This window comes from Azospirillum sp. B510 (assembly GCF_000010725.1).
GTDB classification, from domain to species: domain Bacteria; phylum Pseudomonadota; class Alphaproteobacteria; order Azospirillales; family Azospirillaceae; genus Azospirillum; species Azospirillum lipoferum_B.
Genome location: NC_013854.1, coordinates 204,999 through 227,398 on the forward strand (window position 1 = coordinate 204,999; position 22,400 = coordinate 227,398).

Below are 22,400 nucleotides of genomic sequence, written 5' to 3' on the forward strand. Positions count from 1 at the left end.
ACCGCTCGAACGCCGGCAGGCCGGGGGCGGTTCCCGATAGCGGGAAGCCACCCGCCGGTCCCTTGCGGGCTCAGTGCTTGTGATCGTCCGCCGCCGGGTCGAGGAAGCGGTGCAGATGGACGATGTAATAGCGGGTGTGGGCGTCGTCGATGGTCTGGCCGGTGGCGCCGCGCCATGCCTTGTAGGCCTCGTCATAGTTCGGGAAGATGCCGACGATGTGCAGCTTCGACGGATCGACGAACTGATCGGTGTCCGGACGCACGAGTTCGCCGCCGAACACGAGGTGGAGGAGCTGTTTGTCGGGCATGACGGGGTCCTTGTAACCGGGGGAGGGGGATGGCTGTTCTTGCGCCGGTTGGCCGGCTGATGCGTCGCAGTCTCATATCCGTCGTCCGGGCCGCGCTTCAAGCCTGTTGACTCGTCCATCCGGGTTTGCCACCACGGAACCACGGCCTTTTCAGGAACTGGACAAAGAATCCGTCCATTTTCTCCAGATGACAAGGGCCGTAACCATGGCCGAACACTGCGAGGATCCAGCGATGGCAAGTGGTCATACCGCGACTCGGGAGAAACAGGAGCGTGCGCTGCGGGTCTGGGACCTGCCGACCCGTCTGTTTCATTGGGCGCTGGTCGCCGCGGTGGCGGTCGCGATTCTGTCGGCCGAGCTTGGTATGCTTGACGTTCATATGTTGGCTGGGGAAACAGTTCTGATTCTGGTGCTGTTCCGCCTGGTCTGGGGCGTGGTCGGCAGCCAGACCGCCCGCTTCGCCGATTTCGTGAAGGGGCCGGCGGCCATCCGCGACTATCTGAAGCGGTCGCGGGCGGGCGGGGAGTCCGCCTTCACCCTGGGCCACAATCCGCTGGGGGCGCTGATGGTGGTGGCGCTGCTGCTGGTCCTGCTGGTGCAGGCGGGCAGCGGCCTGTTCACCAGCGACGATGTGCTGGTCGATGGCCCGCTGGTGCCGCTGGTCTCCGGTGCCGTGGTGGCGCTGCTCGGCTCGCTGCACCGGCTGCTCGCCAACGGCATCTTCCTGCTGGTCGGGCTGCATGTGGCGGCGGTGTTCTTCCATCTGCTGGTCAAGAAGGACAATCTGATCCGGCCGATGATCACCGGCCGCAAGACCCTGCCGGGGCGTCTGGCCCTTACCGAGCCGCGGCGCGCCCCGGCGGCGCTGGCCCTGGCGATCCTGGCGGCGTCGGCCGGGCTGGTCTTCTTGGTGCTGCGCGCCGCCGGCTGACGCTGTCCGCTGCCGGCCGGGTGGCGATCCGTCGCGGCATATGCCGTTGGTCGGTGCGGCAATGCGCCGTCTGGGGTTTTGCGGTCTCTAGTTTAGAATAATTCCAGATTGATCCAGTCCAGACCTCAATGAACCAGTGAAGCCGGCCCGGTTTCCCGGATCGATTGACCTTTGCCCGGGCGAGGCCTCGGGCTGCGGTGGAATGGGCCGGTCGACCGGGAGACCGCCAGTCATGCATGTGAAAACCGGACAGAGCCCGACCGTGGCGCTGAAAAGCCTGCTCGTCGCCACCGCCGCTTCCCTGGGCATTCTCGCCGCCACCTCTGGCGCGGCACCCGCCGCCGATCCGGCGGGCGTCGGCGGCGACGCCCTGATGGGCCGCGCGCGCGAGCTGTTCACGCCGCTGCCCGCCACCCTGCCCGTGGTCCGCAACAACGCGGTCACCCGCGAAAAGATCGAGCTGGGCAAGATGCTGTTCTTCGATCCGCGCCTGTCGGCCAGCGGCATCTTCTCGTGCAACAGCTGCCACAATCTCGGGCTGGGCGGCGTCGACGGGCTGGAGACCTCGGTCGGTCATGGTTGGCAGAAGGGGCCGCGCAACGCGCCGACCGTGCTGAACGCCGTGCTGAACGTCGCCCAGTTCTGGGACGGCCGGGCGGAGGACCTGAAGGCCCAGGCCAAGGGACCGATCCAGGCCGGGGTGGAGATGAACAGCACGCCCGACCGGGTGATGGCGGTGCTGAACAGCATCCCCGGCTATCAGGCCAAATTCGCCGATGCCTTCCCCAACGAGAAGACACCCGTCAGCTTCGACAATGTCGCCATGGCGATCGAGGCGTTCGAGGCGACGCTGACCACGCCCGCCGCCCCCTTCGACCAATATCTGGAGGGCAAGGCCGATGCGCTGACCGACACCCAGAAGGCCGGGCTGGAGCTGTTCATCGACAAGGGCTGCGCCGGCTGCCACAACGGTGTCAATGTCGGCGGCCATGATTACTTCCCCTTCGGCGTCGTCGCCAAGCCGGGGGCGGAAATCCTGCCGCCGGGCGACAAGGGCCGCTTCGCCGTCACCAAGACCGCCGATGACGAATATGTCTTCCGCGCCCCCACCCTGCGCAACGTCGCGCTGACCGCCCCCTATTTCCATTCGGGCAAGGTGTGGGACCTGCGTCAGGCGGTGGCGGTGATGGGGTCGAGCCAGCTGGGCGCCACCCTGTCCGACCAGGAGATCGACAAGATCACCGCCTTCCTGACGGCGTTGACCGGCCAGCAGCCCCGCGTCGAATATCCGCTGCTGCCGGCCAGCACGCCGGCCACGCCGCGGCCGGTGTTCAAGTAGGGGACGGCAAGGAAAAGGCCCTTCCCCCTGGTGCGCGGGGAAGGGCCCTTTGCCGTCATCAGTGCCACTTATTCGGAGCGGTAGCGCTGGTGGCAGGCCTTGCAACCGTCGGCCACGGCGCCGAACGCCTTGCCGGTGGCGGCCTTGTCGCCCGAGGCGGCGGCGACCTTCAGCGCCTTCGCCGACTCCTGTAGAGCCTGCGCCTTGGCGGTGAAGTCCGGGAAGTTGGCCCAGATCACCTCCTTGGCCGCCGTCTTGCCCTTGTCGGAGCCCGGCGGGAACAGGGTGGGGATCCTGGCGGCGAAGGCGTCGATGCGGTCGGCGGACGGGCCGATGGCCGCGAGGTCGCTCTTGCCCACCGCGTCCTTGATCTCGCCCATCGCCTTCTTGAAGTCATCGAACCCGGCCTTCCGGGTTTGGATCACGTCCTGGGCCAGAGCAACGCCGCCGGTCAGCATCAGCGCCGTCGATGCCGCAAGTACGATACGGGAAAACACGGATCTCATCCCTTCTTTGAATTTGTCCCCCTCGGGAGCTTACGCACGGCTCCGTCAAATCTGTCAAGTGAAGCGGCCATGACGAAGGCGTACCGTCATGGCATTGCTTTGTACCGTAATGAACAAGTCTGTGACGGAGCGGGACGGTGATTTGCAGGGTGGGGCGGGCGGATGCGATCCTGGGCGCCACGGCTATGGAGCGGCGGCCACAGGGTGGAAAAAGCGCCGGACAGCGCGGTTTTCACCGGCCGACCGGCCTTGCAACCGGGGTGGAGCGGAAGTAAGGTCCCGCCTCGCGCCTTCCACCCGGAGGGGCAGGCGTCCTGACGACGCCTCCGCCACACCGTCTCCATAGCCCTGAGGGGGCCCGCCGCCATGTCGATTATCGCGTCCCGTCTCTCGCGCATCAAGCCGTCGCCGACCATCGCCGTGACCAACAAAGCCCGCGAGCTGAAAGCGGCCGGTCGCGACGTCATCGGCCTGGGCGCCGGCGAGCCGGACTTCGACACCCCCGACAACATCAAGGCCGCCGCGATCAAGGCGATCGAGTCCGGTGATACCAAATACACCGCGGTGGACGGCACCCCCGCCCTGAAGAAGGCGATCTGCGCCAAGTTCGAGCGCGAGAACGGTCTGACCTACACGCCGGACCAGATCACCGTCGGCGTCGGCGGCAAGCAGGTGCTCTACAACGCCCTGATGGCGACGCTGAACCAGGGCGACGAGGTCATCATCCCGGCGCCCTATTGGGTCAGCTATCCGGATATGGTCGAACTGGCGGAAGGCACGCCGGTCTTCGTCTCCTGCCCGGCCGAGCAGGGCTTCAAGCTCCAGCCCGCCGACCTGGAGAAGGCGATCACGCCGAAGACCAAGTGGCTGATCCTGAACTCGCCGTCGAACCCGTCGGGTGCGGCCTACACCCGCGCCGAGATGAAGGCGCTGACCGACGTGCTGATCAAGCATCCGCATGTCTGGGTGATGACCGACGACATGTATGAGCACCTGCTGTATGACGGCCTGGAGTTCGTCACCCCGGCCCAGGTCGAGCCGTCGCTGTATGACCGCACGCTGACCGTCAACGGCGTGTCGAAATCCTACGCGATGACCGGCTGGCGCATCGGCTATGCCGGCGGCCCGAAGGAGCTGATCAAGGCGATCGGCGTCATCCAGAGCCAGTCGACCTCCAACCCGACCTCGATCGCCCAGGCCGCCGCCGTCGAGGCGCTGAACGGTCCGCAGGACTTCATCAAGGAGCGTGCCGAGGCCTTCCGCGAGCGCCGCGATCTGGTGGTGTCGATGCTGAACCAGGCCAAGGGGCTGAGCTGCCCGAAGCCGGAGGGCGCCTTCTACGTCTATCCGTCCTGCGCCGGCACCATCGGCAAGACGACCCCGGACGGCAAGGTGATCGGGACCGACGAGGATTTCGTCACCTACCTGCTGGAGTCGGAAGGCGTCGCCGTCGTCCAGGGTTCGGCCTTCGGCCTCGCCCCGCACTTCCGCATCTCCTACGCGACCTCGACGGAAGCGCTGGAAGAGGCCTGCAAGCGCATCCAGCGCGCCTGCGGCAACCTGCGCGACTGATATCGACCGCAGGGTGTGAGTTGGGGCGGGGCCGGCGCCGCAGGGTGCCGGCCCCGTCCTTTTGGGCGTCACCGCGCCGCGATCATCCTGTCGATGGCGCCCAGCGCGAATTTCAGCACGGCGTCGTCGGCCAGTTTGCCGTCCTTGATCTTGTCACCGATGCCGCCGATGACGACCTGGGCACCGCCCAGCAGCTTGGCGGGAAGCGCCAGCAGCGTGTCATTCACCTGCTGATGCGCCCGCACACCGCCGGTGAAGGCGGGCGAGTTGGAGATGACCAGCACCGGCTTGCCGATCAGTGCCGACTTGCCGTAGGGGCGCGAGGCCCAGTCGAGCGCGTTCTTCAGCACGCCCGGCATGCCGTAATTATACTCCGGCGTCACGATCACCACGCCGTCGGCCGCCGCGATGGCCTGACGGAAGGCGTGGATCTCCGCCGGGGCGTCGGGGGTGTCGATGTCCTGGTCATAGAGCGGCAGGCGCAGGTCACGGATGTCCATGCTGACGTCGGCCGGCAGGGCGTCCTGCAATCCGCGCAGCACGGCCAGCGAGTTGGAATTGCTGCGCAGGCTGCCGGGCAGGCCCAGCAGTTTGGCGCGCACCGTTGCATCGGTCATGAAGCGGTTGCCTTTCCTTTTGTTGGTCGACGTGTATCGTTGTGGGAGGTCGACCGTCCGCGCCGTGGCATGGATGGCGGCGTGGATGGCGCTGACCCGTGGAGCAGAGATGGGCGGCGAAGCCTCGGCTTTCCAACCGGCCATGGCCGAATCGTGATGGCGACGGCATCGCCGGGAGCCGGCCTGTGACCATCCTGGGACCCGGCTGTTGATCGGCTGGATGGCTACCTATTTAGAGGGCGCGAATGGGTGGGGCGCGCAACCGGGCAGACGCAGCGGGCGGACGCGACCAGGCGGACCCACCGGCTTTGACAGCTGGTCCGGCGGACCGGAAGACAAGGGGAGGCGACATGGCGACGCGGCGACTGGATCGGGATGACCACGTCCGCAAACATCTGGCGCTGATGCTGCGGGAATGGCAGGAGCTGACGGGGCGCGACATGGCGACCGCCACCGCCGACCAGCGCTTGCAGCATTGCACGACCCTGCTGATCGACCTGCTGGGCGAGGCGGAGCGGGCCGACGAGGCGGCCACGGCTGACATCTGACCCTGGAGGGAGCGGTTCCGACGGGAAGGCCGCTCCCATCTCCGAGGTGCGATGCCGTTACTGGGGCGCCATGCGGATGGCGCCGTCCAGCCGGATGGTTTCGCCGTTCAGCATCTCGTTCTCCAGGATATGCTGGACGAGGCGGGCGTATTCCTCCGGCTTGGCGAAGCGCTTGGGGAAGGGGACGGTGGCGGAAAGGCTGTCCTGCACCTCCCGCGGCATGTTCAGCAGCATCGGCGTGCCGACCAGCCCCGGTGCCACCGTCATCACCCGGATGGCGTGGCGGGCGAGGTCGCGGGCGGCGCAGAGGGTCAGGGCGACGATGCCGCCCTTCGACGCGGCATAGGCGGCCTGGCCGATCTGTCCCTCATAGGCGGCGACCGAGGCGGTGTTGACGATCACGCCGCGCTCTCCGCTCTCCAACGGGTCGAGCTTCGCCATGTCGGCCGCGGCCAGCCGCAGGATGTTGAAGCTGCCGATCAGGTTGATTTCGATCACCGAGCGGAAATTCTCCAGCGGCATCGGGCCGTCGCGGCCGACGATGCGCTGGGCCGGGGCGATGCCGGCGCAATTGACCGCGATGCGGGCCGGCCCATGGGCCGAGCGCGCCTGATCGAACGCCCGTTCGGTCGAGGCGCCGTCGGTGACGTCGCAGACCAGACCCAGCCCGCCGATCTCGTGCGCGGTCTTCAGCACCGCGTCCTCGTTGACGTCAAGCACGGTCACCCTGGCGCCGAGCCCGGCCAGATGGCGGGCCGTCGCCGCTCCCATGCCCGAGGCGCCGCCGGTGACGATGGCGGACAGACCCTGGATGTTCATGGCGTCTCCTCCTTAATTTCGGCCGGTCCGTAGATGACGCCGGCCTTGTGTCCAACAGGGCGCGATCGCACTTGTTGTTTATCAGATGGCCGGGCGACCATACCACACCGTATGGAAAAAGGCAGGGGCCGGCGATCGGCTTGCCGATACCGGCCGGGCCATCCGGCAGTCTTCGAAAGGGTTCGAGCGTCCATGACCGCATCGTCCATTTCCCCTCTCCCCGGCAACGCGTTGACGGTACCGGATCCCGACCGGGTCGAACGCGACGAACGGCTGGTCCGCCGCCGCTTCTGGCGGACGCTGCGCGCCAACCTGCATCGCATCCCCTTCCTGGAGGACCTGCTGGCCGCCTATTTCTGCGCGACCGATCCGGCGACACCCTATCGGGCGAAGGCGATCCTGCTGGGGGCGTTGGCCTATTTCGTGCTGCCGGTGGATGTGGTGCCCGACTGGCTTCTGGGGATCGGATTCACCGATGACGCCGCGGTGCTGGCCGCCGCCGTGCAGATGGTGCGCGCCAACCTGACACCGGCCCATTGGGCCCGCGCGAAGGAGGCCCTGCGGGCTGAAGCGGCGGCTGAAACAGCGGGCGGCGATGACAAAGGAGACGATTCGGGCGGAAGGGTCTAGTCGCGCCGCAGCCGCGCCGCTTTTCGTTCCTCCGCCGCGTCGCGGTGCATGCTGTAGAAGGCGGAGCCGGCGATCACCAGGGCGCCGATCCAGCCCCACAGATCCATGGTCTGGCCGAAGAGGATCCAGACGATGACGGCGGTGAACGGCAGGCGGGCATAGTCGTAAGGCATCACCGCCGAGGATTCGGCCAGAGCCAGCGATTGCGTCATCGCCAATTGCCCCAGCGTCAGAAGTCCCCCAAGCAGCGCCAACCCGCCCAGAACGCTCCAACTTGGCCAACTCCAGACGAACAGCGCCGGCACCAGCGCCATCGGAGTCACGAACAGGCCGAGATAGGTGACGATCACCGCGGAGCGATCCCTTTGGCTGAGCAGCCGCATCTGCAGGATGGTCGCCGCCGCGGCGATGCAATGGACGAACAGCCCGAGGAAGGCCAGATCGATCGGTGTCGACCCGGGTCTCAAGACGATCAGCACACCGGCGAAACCGACGCAGACCGCGATCCAGCGCCGCGGCCGAACCCGCTCGCGCAGGATCAGCGCCGCACCCGCCGCGACGAACAGCGGGACCGCGAAACTGACCGCGATCGCGGTCGGCAATGCGATATGGGCGATGGCGTAGAACCACGCCGTCATGGCGAGGAGGGAGGTCAGGGCCCGTGACAGATAGGGCGCCAGGCGCCGTTCCGACAGCACCGCGCGGCAGGCCGGCGCCCCCGCCGTCAGGGCCCAGGGCAGCATCCACAGCAGGCTGAACAGGTTGCGGAAGAACACGACCTCCAGCGGGTCCATCACCGTCGCGGCCCAGCGCACCCCCGTGTTGCCGATCGCGAACAGCAGGGCCGACAGCAGCATGAAACCGGCGCCAAGCACGAGCCGGTTCGTTGGCGCCCGCAGGCTGGAACTGGCGTCCAGGGAGGAGGTGGTGGCGGAGACGGTCAAGATCAATCGTTCCCGACGAACCGTTGAAGCATATGCCGACCGCGCCCGTCGCCGCGGGGGCCGCGGCAAAGTTCGGGACCGCACAATCGGCAACCGGCACCGCGATCGGTGCCGATGCGACGATCCTCCGGAGAAAATCGCACTGGCGCAAGTAAAATTCAGGAGGGGTGATGCAATAATACTCGCGTATGGCGTGTGGTGACTTCTTCGGTGTGGGGCGGCGGTCATCCGAGACTGGGCGACTGTTCCGGGACATGGCCGTTCCGCCGCCACCGTGAAGCCACCGTGAAGCCAGCGTTGACCGCCCCGGGTGCCCGAACGGTTCAGCGGATCGAGTCGTTGTGCAGCACCATCTCCGTTGCCAGCCGGGCGGCGCAGAGATCGGCCAGGGCGGTGCCCACCGATTTGAACAGGGTGATCTGGTCGTAGAAGCGCCGTCCCGCCCGTTCGCCACGGCCGAGCTCGAACAGGTCGCCGGCGATGTCGTCCGGGCTCAGCACGCCTGAGCCCAGCGGCTGCGCGATGTCACCCGCTGTCACCGGCGTCCGCTCACGGCAATCGACGAAGACGCGGGCGCGGCGGACGCAGCCGTCGTCGGCCTCGCGCATCCCCGGCGTCACGCCTCCCAGCAGGTCGAGATGCTGGCCGGGTTGCAGCCAGTCGCCGTGGATCAGCGGTTCCCGCGCCGCGGTGGCGCAGACGACGATCTCGGCGCCGCGCACGGCCCCCTCCAGATCGGCGGTCGCCTCGATGCGGAATTTCGGCCGGTGGAACCGCGCGGCGAGCTTGCGCGCCTTCTGGGCCTCGCGTCCCCAGACCAGCACATGGCGGATCGGGCGGAGGGCGGTGTAGGCCTCGATCAGTTCCAGCGCCAGCGGGCCGGTGCCGACCACCAGCATCCGTTCGGCATCGGGGCGGGCCAGGTAGGAGGCGGCAAGCGCCGAGGAGGCCGCAGCGCTGCGCCGGCCGAGCGTGGCGGACGAGTCCATCAGCACCTGCGGAACGCCGGTCTTGCCGTCGACCAGCAGATAGACGCCCTGGGTCCGCGGCAGGTCGCTGCCGGCATTGTCGGGAAAGACGGTGTCGATCCTTACCCCGATCGCCTGGTTGACCTGCCAGGCGGGGGCGAGCGTCAGTTCGGCGTCGCTGGCGCCATAGGTCTCGACCCGCTGGCGGAGCGGCGGCGGCGCCTCGACACCGGCGCGGAAACTTTGCCGCAGCCGCTCGATCAGCATGCGGTGGTGCAGAACGGATCGAAGCTCGGCGCCGCTGACGGTGCGCATGGAACCTCCTCCCGCCGGCCGGTTACTCCGCCCGTCCCACTGACCAAGGGGACGGGATCCCGTCGATCCGTGCCGCTCAGTGAACGGTCGGCGCGCGGCCCTCGCCGGCCGGCACCGGAAGGCCGCTACCGATTTGGCCGCCAACCTGGCCGGCGGCCGGGCCGGACAGCGGGCGGGTGCTCTCGGCCAGACGCTTTTCGGCGGCGGCGGCGCGGGCCTGCGCCTCCTTCAGCTCACGCTCCAGATACAGCACGCGGTTGCTTTCGCGGCGGGCGCGGCGGCGATGGCGGCGCTGGCTGTTCCAGACGACGAAGCCGCCGGCCAGGAAGCCCACCACCAGCGCGATCAGCGTGGCCAGATAGACCGGCGTGTCGAGCGTGAAGGGCAACGGCCACAGCGACAGGGTCGCGATGCCGCGGTTGGAGATCGCGAACAGGATCGCGACGAGGGCCACGGGAACGGTGACGATCCAGGAAAGATGGCGCAAGACGAAGGTTCCTTGAGAGGGACGGCCGGGACGACAGCCGCGCGGCGGCCGGACCGGCGTTCAGTCCGTGTTCAGGCGCTCGCGAAGCTGCTTGCCGGTCTTGAAGAAAGGAATGCATTTCTCGCCGACGTCAACCGATTCCCCGGTGCGCGGGTTGCGACCCGTGCGCGCGTCCCGCTTCTTGATGGAGAAGGCGCCGAAACCGCGCAACTCCACCCGGTCGCCACGCGCCAGCGCCTCGGTGATCTCGTCGAAGATGGTGCCGACGATCTTTTCGATGTCGCGCTGGTACAGATGCGGATTCCGCTCCGCCAGCCGTTGGATCAGTTCCGACTTGGTCATGACCGTTGACGTTCCCCCATATCGATGCGGGCGCTTATGGTCGGTCCGCGCCGCGCTTGGTCAGCAGCGTGCCACCGGGCGGAGGAGGCGTCAAGCCTCACCCGTGACGCTAAGCCGTTACGGCGCAATCGTTTTTCCGGATCGTGGCCGCCGCCGTCCCCGATATGTCCGGCGCCCGCCACTGGCGCGCGTGACAAAAATTTGAAAGCGATCAACGGCTTCGCGAAAGAAAGCGCTCCGCCGGCTCAGGCGCCGCCCAGCCGCGTCCCTTCCAGGATGGCGCCCTCCAGAACCGCCGACGACCGGTCGCAGCCGGTCAGGTCGGCGAGGGTCAGGTCGCTGCCCTTCAGGTTGGTCTGGGCCAGCGAGGCGCCGGCCAGCCTCGCCCGCACCAGCGAGGCGCGCATCACCTTCGCTCCGGCGCTGACCAGCAGCATGCCGAGATTGGCGCCGTCCAGCCGGCTGTCGATCAGGATGGCGCGGTCCAGCTTAACCCCGCGCAGGTCGGCGCGGCTGAGATCGGCGGAGCGCAGGTCGGCGCCGTCGAACTGGGCGGCCTGCAACTGGGCGCCGCTCAGCCTGGCGTGGCGCAGCCGGGCGCCGCTTCCCTTGGCCAGGGTCAGGATCTTGCCCGTCAGGTCCGCCCCCTCCAGGTTCAGCCCGGTCAGGTCGAGCTGGCAGCCCTCCTTGCCGCTGGTGCCCAGCCAGATCATGTGCTGGCGCAGCATGCTGTCGAGCTGGTCGCCGGGCAGGGCCGGCATCTCGGCGGCGACCGGGTCCTCCGGTTCGGGCTCGGGCGCCGGGGCCGGCGGGGCGGCCTGCCGGGCGGCCCGCGCCTGCTCGTCGGTGCGGATCGCCTGGTCCAGCCCGGCCGCGTCCAGGCTGGCGCCCTCCAGAATGGCGCCGCGCAGGTCGGATCCGTTGAGATCGGCGCCGCGCAGGTCGGCGCCGGAGAAGTTGGCGTCGCGCAGGTCGGTGCGGTCCAGCCGGGCGCCGGCCAGCCGGGTGTTGGTGAAGTCGGCCGCGCGCGCGAAGCTGCCCGACAGCTTGGCCCGCGCCATGTCGGCGTTGGTCAGCCGGGCGGACGCCATGTCGGCGGGACCGGGGTCGAAGCCGACCACCTTCAGCTCGCCGGCGCTGTTGCGGTTGACCATGCTGCCGTCGCGCAGGTCGACCTCCACCATGGTGGCGCCGTCGAGCTTGGCTCCGCGCACGTTGGCGCCGCGCATGTCGGTGCGGAACAGCCGCGCGTCCGACAGGTCGGCCCCGCGCAGATCGGCGCCATAGAGGTCGGCATGGTCGAGAACCGTGCCGCGCAGGTCGGCGTCGCGCAGAATGGCGCCGGCCAGATGGGCGCCGGTCAGATTGCGCCCGGCCAGGGACAGGCCGGACAGGTCGAAGAAGGGCAGGTTGGCGCGGGCGCCGTTCGGCCGCCCCTCGGCGAAACGGACATGGCGCTCACACACGCGGTCGAGCTGGTCCTGGGTCAGGCGGATGCGGGATTTGCCGTCTTGTGCCATGGCCGGTCACGCGAAAAGGGCGTCGATGTCGGCCTGGGAGATCCCGCCGCCGCCATCGCCACCCGTACTGGCGGGCGGCGGGGGCGGTGGGGCCGGCTTCGCGACGGGAGGTGGTGGTGGCGGGGGAGGCGGAGGCGGAGGCGGAGGAGATGGGGGCATGTCGGTCGGCATCGGTTCCGCCCTGTCCGCCACTCCGGGCACGCTGCCGAACAGGGCGTCGATGGCGTCCTGGCTGACCTCCGGTCCGCCAAGCTGCGGGCCGTTCAGCAGATGCGCGTCGGGCCGGGTGTCACCCAGCTTGCGGTGCGAGGAGACCTCGCCCGTCGCCTGCTGCTGATCGGCGGCGGCGAGCCGCTCGACCCCCCAGATCTCGATCATCGTGTTCACGCGCTCTTCGATGTAGCGCAGCGTGTTGACGACCTTGGTGGTGCGTTGGCCGGTGATGTCCTGGAACGAGCAGGCGGTCATGATCTCGATGCACCACGCCTCGACCGCGTCGATCCGTTCGGCCAGATCGGCATCGTCGCGCGGGATCGACATGGTGATTTCCTGAATCCTCTCCGTCGCGTTCAGGATGTCGGTGGTGGCGCGTTCGGTGGCGGCGACGATCTCGTCCAACTCGCCGGTCGCCGCCTCGATCCGGTTGGAGCCGGTGTCGGTCGCCTTCAGCGCCGCGATGTCGCTGCGCGCCTCGCGCACCACCTGGGTGATGGCGGTCAGTTCCTGCTGGATGCGCGGATCCTCGCCGGGGAGGAGGGCGGTGAAGCTGCTGGGCGAGGCGCCGCCCAGCCGGTCGACCTGGGTCTCCAGCCTGTCGACCAGCCGGTGGAATTCATCGGAGGCGACGACGCGGCCCCGCCGGTCGCGCATGCGTAGAAACGCGCGTCCCCGCGCGGTCTGCGACAGCGCCTCCTCCATCTGTAGATATTCTTGCTCGGTCAGTTCGAGCAGTGGCCCGCCGCCCATCATACCCAACCCGTTTTTCGACAGCCACGCCGTCCCGGCAAGGCCGGGGCGAGGCGCAGCTTGTCCTATAGCATCAAATTTCTTTACCGGGAGTTTCCGCCGTGGCCGGGTTATCATCAACCCGGCGGTCTCGGGGGCGGTCTCGGGGGCGGGGCCCTGGGGGGCGGCCCTGGGAGCGGCAGGGGCGCCGGTGCGGCGCCGGTGCGGGGCCGCGGTGGACGGACTTGAACCGCCTCCGTATTTGTCCCAAATCAGCCCGGTCGATGACCTGTCCCACAAGAAATTCCCATCAAGAAAGGAAGAGACCATGAAGAGGACGGTGCGTCCGGTGGTGTTCGCGGCGGCGGTCGGAATGGCGGCGCTGACCGGTGGCGTTCCGCTCTCTCCCGCCGACTCGGCGCTGGGCCGGCTCGGTCACGCCCTCGGTCTCGGCGCCTCGCCGGCCGCGGCCGCCCTGCCGCTGGGGGCGGTCGGTGGCGGCACCATCGCCCCGATGCTGGAGCAGGTGACACCGGCCGTGGTGAACATCTCGGTGCTGAGCCAGGCGCCCCAGGCGGAAAATCCGCTGCTGCGCGATCCGTTCTTCCGCCGCTTCTTCAACCTGCCCGACCAGATGCCGCAGTCCCGTCCCCAGGTCAGCGCCGGATCCGGCGTGATCGTCGACGCCCGCAACGGCTATGTCGTCACCAACAACCATGTGGTCGAGAACGCGCAGGAGATCGCGGTCACGCTGAAGGACCGCCGCCGCCTGCGCGCCAAGCTGATCGGCCGCGACGCCGCCACCGACATCGCCCTGCTGCAGATCAAGGCCGAGGGGCTGACCGCCCTGCCGCTCGGCGACTCCGACCGCTCGCAGGTCGGCGACTTCGTCGTCGCCATCGGCAACCCGTTCGGGCTGGGCCAGACGGTGACCTCGGGCATCGTCTCCGCGCTCGGCCGCAGCGGGCTGAAGATCGAGGGGTACGAGGATTTCATCCAGACCGACGCCTCGATCAATCCCGGCAATTCCGGCGGCGCGCTGGTCAATTTCCAGGGCGAGCTGATCGGCATCAACACCGCCATCATCGGCCCGGCCGGCGGGTCGGTCGGCATCGGCTTCGCCGTGCCGGTCAGCATCGTCCGCTCGGTGATGGAGCAGCTGCGCGAATATGGCGAGGTGCGGCGCGGCCGGCTCGGCGTCGCCATCCAGGATCTGACGCCCGATCTGGCGGAAAGCATGAGCCTGAAGGGCGACGAGGGCGCGCTGATCGCCAAGATCGAACGCGGGTCGCCCGCCGACAACGGCGGTCTGCGCAGCGGCGACGTGGTGGTCGCGGTCGATGGGCGGCCGATCCGCAGCGCCACCGACTTCCGCAACCGCATCGGCCTTCTGCGCGTCGGCACGCCGGTGCAGTTGACGGTCATGCGCGAAGGCGGGCAAAAATCCGTCACCGTGCGCACCGCCCGCTGACAAACCACGCGGACAGCAGAGGAGCCTCCCCGTACCGGCATGATGCGTTCCAATCACCCCCGCCGCCCGGCCGCCCCGCCGGCTCCCTCGCCCGGCCGCAGCGCGGCCCAGCGCCAGCGCGAGATCGCGACGCTGCTGATGCGGCTCGACGCCATGCTGAAGCAGTCGGCGGAGCTGGCGCAGAATGCGCGCGAGCGGGTGTCGGTCGGCGGTCTGGCCCGCTACCGCCGGTTCAGCCGGCGGGTGCGCGACTTCTTCGCGCTGGCGGCGCTGACCCAGGAACGGCTGGACGCGGCACCGGAGGAGATGGAGGATCTGATCGATCCGATGACCACCGCGCTGGAGCGTCTGCATGCCCGCATGGTGGTCCAGTTCGTCGAGGGCAGCGCCGCCTTCTTCGCCAGCTTCTCGCGGGTCAAGGCCCTGCCCATCGGCACCCATGAGATGTGCGGCGTGGAGCTGCGCGGCGTCCTGGAAATCCGCAAGTTCCTCGACGACCCGCTTTATGAGGGGGAGCGCGGGCAGGCCCTGCGCGTCGGGGCCGACCGGGTCACCGCCCTGATCCGCCGGGTGATGGACCGTATCCCGCCGCTGCCCGATTTCGGCGACGAGCCCAGCATCGGGCCGCGCGGCACGCTGAACAGCCCGTTGAAGGGCCCCAACGCCCATATGCCGCCCGGCCGCGCCGCCACCCGTCCCGCCGCCGCCCGCCCTCCGGTTCCGCCGTCCGCCCCGCCGGCGCCACCCCCCGGCACCGAAGTCCGCTCGCTCAGCCTCGACCAGTTCGAGGACGAGGATGAGGAGTATGGCGAGGAATAAGCGGGGGAGAGGGCGGGAGTGACGGTTCCCCCTTCGCCTTCGCTCCCGTCACCGCTTACCGGCGGTGCTTGCCGTCATCCGCCGTCAGGGCGCCGACCGCGGCGCCGGCGGCACCGCCCAGCAGGCCGCCATAGACCGCGCTGCCGCCGGTGACGGCACCGACGACGGCGCCGCCGGCCGCCCCGATGGCGCCGCCGGTCAGGGCGCGGTTCTCGCGATGGTTCAGGTTCGAACAGCCGCCGAGCAGGGTGGCACCGATCATCAGCGCCAGCGCTCCGGTGTTGAATGTCCGCATGGTCGTCTTCATCGATCTCTTCCTTCAAAGGCACGGCAAACAAAAGGACCGTCGCCGGTACCGTGTCACCGGACCCGTGGCGGTCACGTTTATGTTTGGGGAGCGGGCGCGGCCTTTGCTGTGACCATTTCGGGGTATCCGCGCCGCCCGACCGGAGTAGGCGGCCCTTTTCGGGCGGGCCGCCCGCCGGATACGGCCCTGGCGCCCCTTCCGGGCCTTCTCCTTCCGGAGAATGGATTAGAGACGAACGGACAGTTGCACTGTTTGCGGGAGTCACCCACTATCCGGGGAGCCGGGTGAAATCCAGCGTCGCCGGTCCGCAATCTCCGTTTCATTGGGGCCTATGGAAGACATCGACCGCCAAAGGACACTCGCCTATTTTGAAAGGCTGGGAAAGAAGCGCGTGCGCCTTTATACCGCCATCGACTGCGAGCGGTTTCTCGGTGATTGGCAGGTCCGCGAGCTGGCCGACCAGTGGCTCGACGCCAAGAACGCGGAGGACCGGCCGCGGCCACCGGGATGGCCGTTGCTGCGGCGATTGTTGCCCGACCGCCAGCCCTGACGCTTTGCGCCTCAGCGCCGTTCCGGGAAAAGTCCCAGCAGCCCGTCGCGGCTTGCCGCGCAGACGCCGCGTTCGGTGATCAGGCCGGTCACCAGCCGCGCCGGCGTCACGTCGAAGGCGTAATTGGCGACCGGGCTGCCATCCGGGGTGACGCGCACCGTCGCGATCCGGCCGTCGGCGGTGCGGCCGGTCATTTCGCTCACCTCGCGGCCGTCGCGCTGTTCGATGGGGATGTCGCGCAGCCCGTCGGCGATGGTCCAGTCGATGGTCGGCGACGGCAGCCCGACATAGAAGGGCACACCGGTGTCATGCGCGGCCAACGCCTTCAGATAGGTGCCGATCTTGTTGCAGACATCGCCGGTCGCGGTGGTGCGGTCGGTGCCGACGATGCAGAGGTCGACCTTGCCATGCTGCATCAGATGGCCGCCGACATTGTCGGCGATGACGGTGTGTGGGACGCCATGCTGCTTCAGCTCCCAGGCGGTCAGGCTGGCCCCCTGGTTGCGCGGACGGGTCTCGTCGACCCAGACATGCAGCGGGATGCCCTGCTCGAAGGCGGCATAGACGGGGGCGAGCGCCGTGCCCCAGTCGACGGTGGCGAGCCAGCCGGCATTGCAGTGGGTCAGCACATTCACCGGCTCCCCCGGCCCCTTGCGTCCGGCGGCGGCACCGATCAGGGCGGAGCCGTGGATGCCGATCGAGCGGTTGATCTCGACATCCTCGTCGGCGATGGCGGCGGCTTCCGTCTCGGCGGCCTCGACGCGCCGCGATTCGGGCAGCGGCGCCAACAGGCCGCGCATGCGCTCCAGCGCCCAGCGCAGATTGACCGCCGTCGGGCGGGTCGCCAGCAAGGTGGCGCACGCGTGTTCCAGCCCGCGGTCACTCGGGTCGTCGCGCAGGGCCAGGGCCACGCCATGGGCCGCGGTGGCGCCGATCAGCGGAGCGCCGCGCACCAGCATGGCGCGGATGGCGTGGGCGGCCTCCTCCAGGCGGGTCAGGCGGACGATGGCGAATTCGTGCGGCAGACGGGTCTGGTCGATGATGGCGATACCTCCCCCGCTTCCGTTCCCGCTGTCCGGCCATATGGTGCGATAGGCCGTCCCGTCGATCCGCATACCACCTTCCTCCCCATGCCGGTCCCAAGTCCGTCCGGACCTTACCAAGGCGGGATGCCTTTGTCGGCACCTCGTAATAGGTGGTGGCTGCCGCCGTTTCAACGCGGGTAGCGTTCGGCGGAACGGTCCCCGCCGGACCGTGTTACTGTTTCCGGTCAAGTATGAAGTGGCACCATCCCCACATGGTCTCCGACACGATGCCGTTGCGCGCGCTGCGTTCCCATCCCTCTCCACTCTACCGGCTGCCCGGTTCGGCGCTGGTCCTGATCGCCTGCACCGCCGCGGTTCTGCTGACCATCGGCTTGTCGGCCATCTTCGCCTGGCGCGATCGGGCCGAGGCGGTGCGGCAGGCGACCGGCGTCGCCGGCAACATCGCGCTTCTGGCGGCCGAGCATGCCGCCCGGCTGATCGAGACCGGCGATCTGCTGCTGACCCAGGCGGCGGCGCTGGCCGGTCCGGCGGGAGCGCCCTTGCCGACCGATGCGGCGACGCGCGAGCGCATGGCCCTGCTGGTGGCCAGCGCCCCTCCCATGGTGGGGCTGGAGATTCGCGACGCATCCGGGGCCCTGCGCCTGTCGAGCCTGCCGGACGAGGCTGACGCCGCGGCGCCGGCCGCGAAACCCGTTCTGAGACCGGAGGGCAGGGCCATCGGCGCCGGCCGGATGGATGGCCGGGCGGTGGTGACGCTGGCGCAGCCGCTTGCGGGCGGCACGCCGCGTGGCTGGGCAGTCGCCGGGCTGGACGCGCGGGCCTTCCGCGACGTCTACCGCTCGCTCGACGTCGGTTATGGCCACAGCATCTCGATCCTGCTGCCGGACGGCACCCCTCTGCTGCGCGAGCCGGCGGGGGATGGCGCCGACCGGGACGCCAATCGGGACGCCAACCAGGCTGGAGACATCGTCGTGACCCGCCGGGTCGCCGACACCGGCCTGACGGCCCGGGTGGCCATCGCCACCGACAGCGTGCTGCGACGCTGGAGCGAACGGCTGTGGGTCTATGCCGCCTTCGCCGCCGCGGCCTGCGCCACGGTGGCGGTGATCGGCGCCCTCGCCATCCAGCGCGCCCGGCGCGAGCGCGAGGCGGAGGACGCCCTCCAGCACGCCTACGACACGCTGGAGGAGCATGTCCATCAGCGCACCGCCCAGTTGGAGCGCACCAACGCCCAGTTGGAGGCGGCGCTGACCGACAAGGAGGTGCTGCTGAAGGAGGTCCAGCACCGCGTGAAGAATAATCTTCAGGTCATCTGTAGCCTGCTGCGCCTTCAGGCCGCCCGCATCGACGAGCGGGCCCGCCGCGGTTTCGACGAAAGCCTGCGCCGCATCCAGACCATGAGCCTGCTGCATGAGCTGCTCCACCGCTCCGAGGAGCCGGCCCACATCAATTTCGCCGACGCTCTGCGCCAGATGTGCGACGGGCTGGTCCGCTCCGACAATCCGACCGCCGCCCGGCTGGAGCTGGAGGCGCAGGACTGGATCGTCGATGCCGACCGCGCCACCCCGCTGGCCATCGCCACCAGCGAGCTGGTGTCCAATGCCCTGCTGCATGCCTTCCCGCACGGGCATCCGGGCACCGTGCGCGTGCTGCTGGACCGGCAGGAGGCCGGCATGCGGCTGGTCGTGCGCGACGATGGCATCGGGCTGCCCCCCGGCATGCCGAGCCGGCACAAGCGCGCCAGCCACGGCGGCGCCAGCAGCGGGCTCGGCCTCAATCTGGTCCAGGCCCTGTCGCATCAGGCCGGCGCCACGCTGAAGATCGAGCGTGACGGCGGCACCATCTTCACCCTGACCATCCCAAACCTGCCGGTCCGTCAGCAGGCCAAGACGGCGGCATGAGGCGAAGCCACCGCCGGAAGGGAGTCCGGAAATGATCAGGGCCTTTCCATCCTGCCGGACGGGAAGGCCCCGATGCCGTGACGCGGACCGGCCGGTACCGGTCCGCCGACTATTCCAGCATGCTGCGCAGCATCCAGGCGGTCTTGTCGTGGATCTGCAGACGCTGGGTCAGCAGGTCGGCGGTCGGCTCGTCGCTGCCCTGCTCGGCGAGCGGGAAGACGCTGCGGATGGTGCGGGCGGCGGCCTCATGGCCTTCGACCAGCTGGCGGATCATGTCGTTCGCCTTGGGAACGCCGACCTCTTCCTTGATCGAGGCCAGCTCGGCGAACTGCGAGAAGCTGCCCGGCGCCGGATAGCCCAGCGCGCGGATACGCTCCGCGATCTCGTCCAGCGCCGTCCACAGCTCGGTATACTGGGTCATGAACATGGTGTGGAGCGTGTTGAACATCGGACCGGTGACGTTCCAGTGGAACGAATGGGTCTTGATGTAGAGCGCGAAGGTGTCGGCCAGAACCTTGCTCAGCCCCTCGGCGATGGATTTGCGGTCGGCGTCCGAGATCCCGATGTCGATCTTCATGCTTCTATCCTTGTTTCCTGGGTCCTGCATCATACCCCGGCATGGCGTGGCCGTCACCGGCGACGCCGCCCGGACAACAGCTTGGGCGCGGATGGCGGGTTTCAAGGCTGATGCGACCAAAGCACGCGGATGGCTGATCGGAAGGCGGCGTATGGATGGAGATGTCCGCGGCCTCAGCCGGCCCGCAGCCTGCCGATGAAGTGGGTCACCTCGCGGTTCAGCGTCACCGCCTGACCGTCCAGCAGTTCCGCGGCGCGCAACACCTCGCCGGCGGCGGTGCCGGTCTCGGCGGCGCTGGTCGAGACGGTGCCGATGGTCTGCGAGACCTCGGCGGTGCCGGCGGCGGCCTCCTGGACGTTGCGGGTGATCTCCTGGGTGGCGGCGGCCTGCTGCTCCATGGCCCCGGCGATGGAGCCGACGATCTCATCGATGCCGACCACCGTCTCGCCCACCCCCTTGATGGCGGTGACGGCGGCGCCGGTCACCTGCTGCATGCCGGCGATCTGGGTGCCGATATCCTCGGTGGCCTTGGCGGTCTGGTTGGCGAGATTCTTGACCTCGCTCGCCACCACGGCGAAGCCCTTGCCGGCCTCCCCGGCGCGGGCGGCCTCGATCGTGGCGTTCAGCGCCAGAAGGTTGGTCTGGGCGGCGATCGAGTTGATCAGGCCGACGATCTCGCCGATGCGCTGGGCGGCGTCGGACAGGCCGACGACATGGGCGTTGGTCTCCTCCACCGCCCGCACGGCACCGCGCACCATGTCGAAGGAGCGGCGGACCTGGCCGCCGATCTCGGCGATGGAGGCCGACATCTCTTCCGTCGCGGCGGCGGCGGTCTGGACGCTGGCGCCGGCCTGGGCGCTGGCGGCGGCGACGGTCGCCGCCTGCCGGTTGGCGCTTTCGGCACGCTCCAGCATGCCGGCGGCGTTGCCGCGCACCTGATGGGCGCCGGCCCCCACCTGCTGCACCACCTCGGCCACGCGGGCCTCGAACAGGTCGGCCAGCTCCTGGATGGCGCGGCGCTTTTCCGCCTCGGCCTGCGCCTTCTGGCGTTCCTGGTCGGCGGTCAGCCGTTCCACCTCGCGCGCGTTGGTCTGGAACACCTCCAGCGCGCGGGCCATGGCGCCGATCTCGTTGCGCATCCAGCCGCTCCCCACCACGGTGTCGAGCTTTCCCGCCGCCAGATCGGCGGTGTTGCTCGACAGCTGCTGCAACGGCCGGGTGATGGAGCGGGCGAGCAGCAGCCCGGCCGCCATCATCGCCAACAGCAGCCCGCCCATCACCAGCGCGAAATCGCGGCGGGCCGAGGCGGCGGCGTTGCGGGTGGCCTGGGTGGCGGCGGCGGTGGAGCGGCCGATGGCCGCCTGGGTCTCCATGACCTTGGCGGTCAGGGCGGCGAACTGGTCGTCGGTATGGGCCATCATCGGGATGCCGATCAGGCGGTCGATGGCCGCCATCTGGTTCATCTCCTCCACCGCCTTGGCATAGGCGCCGATCCGGGCCGACACCTCGTCCAGCATCGACCGTTCCGACCCGTCCAGCGGCATGGCGCGCAGTTCCGCCACGGTGGTGCGTGCCCTGCCCAGATTGGCGGCGATGGCGTCGCGCATGGCCTGGAGCTTCGCCTCCTCGATGCCGGAGCCGGACAAGGCCAGATGCCGTGACACGTCGCTGTGGATGACATAGGCGATGGCGACCAGCCGGTCGATCCGGCCGAGACGCTCCGCCGCCTCGCTGTGGATGGAATCCACGGCGACCAGCGCCTGCTCCGACTGGCGGTCGGCAAGGACCAGGGCCGCCACGGTCAAGAAGATCCCCATCAGGGGGGCCGCGAAGATCCGGCCCGCCACCGACAGGCCAGACAGACGCGCAAAGACACCGCCCTTCATCCCACCCCCCTCACTCACTCGACCAGCACCGACGCGTCTCACCGGGTCACGGACCGGCGATCACTTGTAGATGCCGACATAGGCGACCAGCTCCTGGCCAGGAACGCGCTTCACATAGGTGACCTTCGGCTCGATCTTGTTGGTGGCGGGGTTCAGCCAGCGGTATTCGACCCAGCCCTCTCCCTTGTCCTTGGCGACGGCCAGCACGTCCTGGACGATGAAGCGGCCATCCGGGTCCTTGACGTTGATGACGCTCTGGCCGACGCCGGCCGGACGCGGCGGGTAGACCTTCCACACGCCGGAGAAATCGACGACGTTGACGTAGATCTCGCCATGTTTGAACGGGCCCTCGCTGTTGAAGGCCTTGGCGGCTTCGTCCAGCCCCTGGGCGGCGATCAGGTCGGCGGCCTTCAGGGTGATGGATTTGGCCTCCTCCTGGGTCGGCTTGGCTTCCTGCGCGGTGGCGGGCGAGGACAGCGGGGCGGAAACGACAGTCCCGACAGCGATCAGGGCGACCGTCAGAAAACGAAACCACAGACGCATGTGATCTTTCCTCAAGAAGTGCGGGGCCGCCGGGTGACGCCGGCTGTCCCTGAGAGTGTTGTTCGGCCGTCATCGCCTTCGCGTGAGGCCATTATCGCGGCAGCATACTAACAGAAAGTTTCACTGATTTGTCCGTTGCATTTCGTCACGATCATGACGCATTGCAGCATCGCAATATTACCGGAGTATGGAAACTTTCTACGCTTGCGGGTGTTCTTCATTTCGATTTGAACGCTTTGGGCGTGCTGGCGGGGAGGCGGGTCGGAGAGTGGCGACGTTGCCCGCGCCGATGCGGCTCATCGACGCGCCGGCCCTTCCGCCGGCCCGCGCGTGACGGTTTGCCGCCCCTTTTTTCCATCGACAGCCGCGTCGTTCGGGTGGAGCATCGAAGGTCAGGTGCGGGCACTTCTCCGGTCCGGGACCCGATGCGCTCCGCACGCTGCTGTCCGCCGCCGCCCGATCCGGACGTGTTTTGTTTCAACGTGCCGATTTCCTTGAACGTTCAGGTCT

General features: G+C 68.8%; 24 protein-coding genes. 9 read left to right on the forward strand and 15 right to left on the reverse strand.

Annotation, left to right across the window (positions count from 1 at the left end):
- Positions 1-70: 70 nt before the first annotated feature.
- The gene (locus AZL_RS01000) at positions 71-307 is read right to left on the reverse strand and encodes a DUF4170 domain-containing protein (protein WP_012972813.1); all 237 of its coding nucleotides are present in this window, start codon (positions 305-307) and stop codon (positions 71-73) included.
- Between the two features lie 232 nt (positions 308-539).
- Between AZL_RS01000 and AZL_RS01005 the strand changes: the two genes are divergently transcribed.
- Both AZL_RS01005 and AZL_RS01010 read left to right on the forward strand, forming a co-directional pair.
- On the forward strand, positions 540-1,238 hold the full coding sequence (locus tag AZL_RS01005; protein WP_012972814.1) for a cytochrome b/b6 domain-containing protein: 699 nt from the start codon (positions 540-542) through the stop codon (positions 1,236-1,238).
- Between the two features lie 232 nt (positions 1,239-1,470).
- Positions 1,471-2,577, forward strand: a complete 1,107-nt coding sequence (locus tag AZL_RS01010; protein WP_042442274.1) for a cytochrome-c peroxidase — start codon at positions 1,471-1,473, stop codon at positions 2,575-2,577.
- A gap of 68 nt (positions 2,578-2,645) precedes the next feature.
- Here the strand turns inward: AZL_RS01010 and AZL_RS01015 are convergent, their stop codons facing one another.
- Entirely contained in the window at positions 2,646-3,083 is a 438-nt protein-coding gene (locus AZL_RS01015; protein ID WP_012972816.1) for a c-type cytochrome, read from the reverse strand.
- Between the two features lie 366 nt (positions 3,084-3,449).
- Here AZL_RS01015 and AZL_RS01020 point away from each other — a divergent pair, with 366 nt between their 5' ends.
- Positions 3,450-4,655 carry an aspartate transaminase gene (locus tag AZL_RS01020; protein ID WP_012972817.1) on the forward strand — a complete coding sequence of 402 codons (1,206 nt, stop codon included), beginning with the start codon at positions 3,450-3,452 and terminating at the stop codon, positions 4,653-4,655.
- A gap of 68 nt (positions 4,656-4,723) precedes the next feature.
- On the opposite strand, the gene AZL_RS01025 is transcribed toward AZL_RS01020, so the two are convergent.
- Complete coding sequence (locus AZL_RS01025; protein WP_012972818.1) at positions 4,724-5,272, reverse strand: NADPH-dependent FMN reductase; 549 nt, start codon at positions 5,270-5,272, stop codon at positions 4,724-4,726.
- 350 nt (positions 5,273-5,622) lie between these two features.
- Between AZL_RS01025 and AZL_RS01030 the strand changes: the two genes are divergently transcribed.
- Positions 5,623-5,820, forward strand: coding sequence for a hypothetical protein (locus AZL_RS01030; protein ID WP_042442275.1), 198 nt, complete (start codon positions 5,623-5,625; stop codon positions 5,818-5,820).
- 57 nt (positions 5,821-5,877) lie between these two features.
- Here AZL_RS01030 and AZL_RS01035 read toward each other — a convergent pair whose 3' ends face one another.
- Positions 5,878-6,639, reverse strand: coding sequence for an SDR family NAD(P)-dependent oxidoreductase (locus tag AZL_RS01035; RefSeq protein WP_012972820.1), 762 nt, complete (start codon positions 6,637-6,639; stop codon positions 5,878-5,880).
- A 192-nt stretch (positions 6,640-6,831) separates the two neighbouring features.
- Here AZL_RS01035 and AZL_RS01040 point away from each other — a divergent pair, with 192 nt between their 5' ends.
- A complete protein-coding gene (locus tag AZL_RS01040; RefSeq protein ID WP_042442276.1) occupies positions 6,832-7,269 on the forward strand; it encodes a YkvA family protein in 438 nt (145 codons plus the stop codon).
- Here AZL_RS01040 and AZL_RS01045 read toward each other — a convergent pair.
- From AZL_RS01045 to AZL_RS36175, 6 genes are all read right to left on the reverse strand, one after another.
- Positions 7,266-8,213: a DMT family transporter gene (locus AZL_RS01045; protein WP_247894242.1), complete on the reverse strand. Its 948-nt coding sequence runs from the start codon at positions 8,211-8,213 to the stop codon at positions 7,266-7,268. The genes AZL_RS01040 and AZL_RS01045 overlap by 4 nt on opposite strands.
- 323 nt (positions 8,214-8,536) lie before the next feature.
- Positions 8,537-9,496: an ornithine cyclodeaminase family protein gene (locus AZL_RS01050; protein WP_012972823.1), complete on the reverse strand. Its 960-nt coding sequence runs from the start codon at positions 9,494-9,496 to the stop codon at positions 8,537-8,539.
- A 76-nt stretch (positions 9,497-9,572) separates the two neighbouring features.
- Positions 9,573-9,983 (reverse strand): lipopolysaccharide assembly protein LapA domain-containing protein, encoded by a 411-nt coding sequence (locus tag AZL_RS01055; protein ID WP_042442277.1) that lies wholly within the window; start codon positions 9,981-9,983, stop codon positions 9,573-9,575.
- 60 nt (positions 9,984-10,043) lie between these two features.
- On the reverse strand, positions 10,044-10,325 hold the full coding sequence (gene ihfB, locus AZL_RS01060) for an integration host factor subunit beta (protein ID WP_012972825.1): 282 nt from the start codon (positions 10,323-10,325) through the stop codon (positions 10,044-10,046).
- Between the two features lie 245 nt (positions 10,326-10,570).
- Positions 10,571-11,845: a pentapeptide repeat-containing protein gene (locus AZL_RS01065; RefSeq protein WP_012972826.1), complete on the reverse strand. Its 1,275-nt coding sequence runs from the start codon at positions 11,843-11,845 to the stop codon at positions 10,571-10,573.
- A gap of 6 nt (positions 11,846-11,851) precedes the next feature.
- Positions 11,852-12,814 carry a hypothetical protein gene (locus AZL_RS36175; protein ID WP_247894343.1) on the reverse strand — a complete coding sequence of 321 codons (963 nt, stop codon included), beginning with the start codon at positions 12,812-12,814 and terminating at the stop codon, positions 11,852-11,854.
- A 304-nt stretch (positions 12,815-13,118) separates the two neighbouring features.
- Here AZL_RS36175 and AZL_RS01075 point away from each other — a divergent pair, with 304 nt between their 5' ends.
- Entirely contained in the window at positions 13,119-14,261 is a 1,143-nt protein-coding gene (locus AZL_RS01075; RefSeq protein WP_052293608.1) for a Do family serine endopeptidase, read from the forward strand.
- A 39-nt stretch (positions 14,262-14,300) separates the two neighbouring features.
- Complete coding sequence (locus AZL_RS01080) at positions 14,301-15,080, forward strand: hypothetical protein (RefSeq protein WP_012972829.1); 780 nt, start codon at positions 14,301-14,303, stop codon at positions 15,078-15,080.
- Between the two features lie 55 nt (positions 15,081-15,135).
- Here AZL_RS01080 and AZL_RS01085 read toward each other — a convergent pair whose 3' ends face one another.
- On the reverse strand, positions 15,136-15,387 hold the full coding sequence (locus tag AZL_RS01085) for a hypothetical protein (protein ID WP_086935324.1): 252 nt from the start codon (positions 15,385-15,387) through the stop codon (positions 15,136-15,138).
- A 391-nt stretch (positions 15,388-15,778) separates the two neighbouring features.
- Between AZL_RS01085 and AZL_RS36180 the strand changes: the two genes are divergently transcribed.
- Complete coding sequence (locus AZL_RS36180; protein WP_158305951.1) at positions 15,779-15,937, forward strand: hypothetical protein; 159 nt, start codon at positions 15,779-15,781, stop codon at positions 15,935-15,937.
- A gap of 11 nt (positions 15,938-15,948) precedes the next feature.
- Here the strand turns inward: AZL_RS36180 and mtnA are convergent, their stop codons facing one another.
- Positions 15,949-17,052, reverse strand: coding sequence for an S-methyl-5-thioribose-1-phosphate isomerase (mtnA, locus tag AZL_RS01095; protein ID WP_012972830.1), 1,104 nt, complete (start codon positions 17,050-17,052; stop codon positions 15,949-15,951).
- 182 nt (positions 17,053-17,234) lie between these two features.
- On the opposite strand from mtnA, the gene AZL_RS01100 reads away from it, so the two are divergent.
- The gene (locus AZL_RS01100) at positions 17,235-18,884 is read left to right on the forward strand and encodes a sensor histidine kinase (protein WP_042442281.1); all 1,650 of its coding nucleotides are present in this window, start codon (positions 17,235-17,237) and stop codon (positions 18,882-18,884) included.
- Positions 18,885-18,993: 109 nt separating this feature from the next.
- On the opposite strand, the gene AZL_RS01105 is transcribed toward AZL_RS01100, so the two are convergent.
- The 3 genes from AZL_RS01105 to AZL_RS01115 form a co-directional block, all read right to left on the reverse strand.
- Positions 18,994-19,461 carry a Dps family protein gene (locus tag AZL_RS01105; protein ID WP_042442283.1) on the reverse strand — a complete coding sequence of 156 codons (468 nt, stop codon included), beginning with the start codon at positions 19,459-19,461 and terminating at the stop codon, positions 18,994-18,996.
- Positions 19,462-19,634: 173 nt separating this feature from the next.
- A complete protein-coding gene (locus AZL_RS37475; protein ID WP_305729352.1) occupies positions 19,635-21,260 on the reverse strand; it encodes a methyl-accepting chemotaxis protein in 1,626 nt (541 codons plus the stop codon).
- Positions 21,261-21,407: 147 nt separating this feature from the next.
- A complete protein-coding gene (locus AZL_RS01115) occupies positions 21,408-21,890 on the reverse strand; it encodes a cache domain-containing protein (protein WP_012972834.1) in 483 nt (160 codons plus the stop codon).
- Positions 21,891-22,400 lie beyond the last annotated feature (510 nt).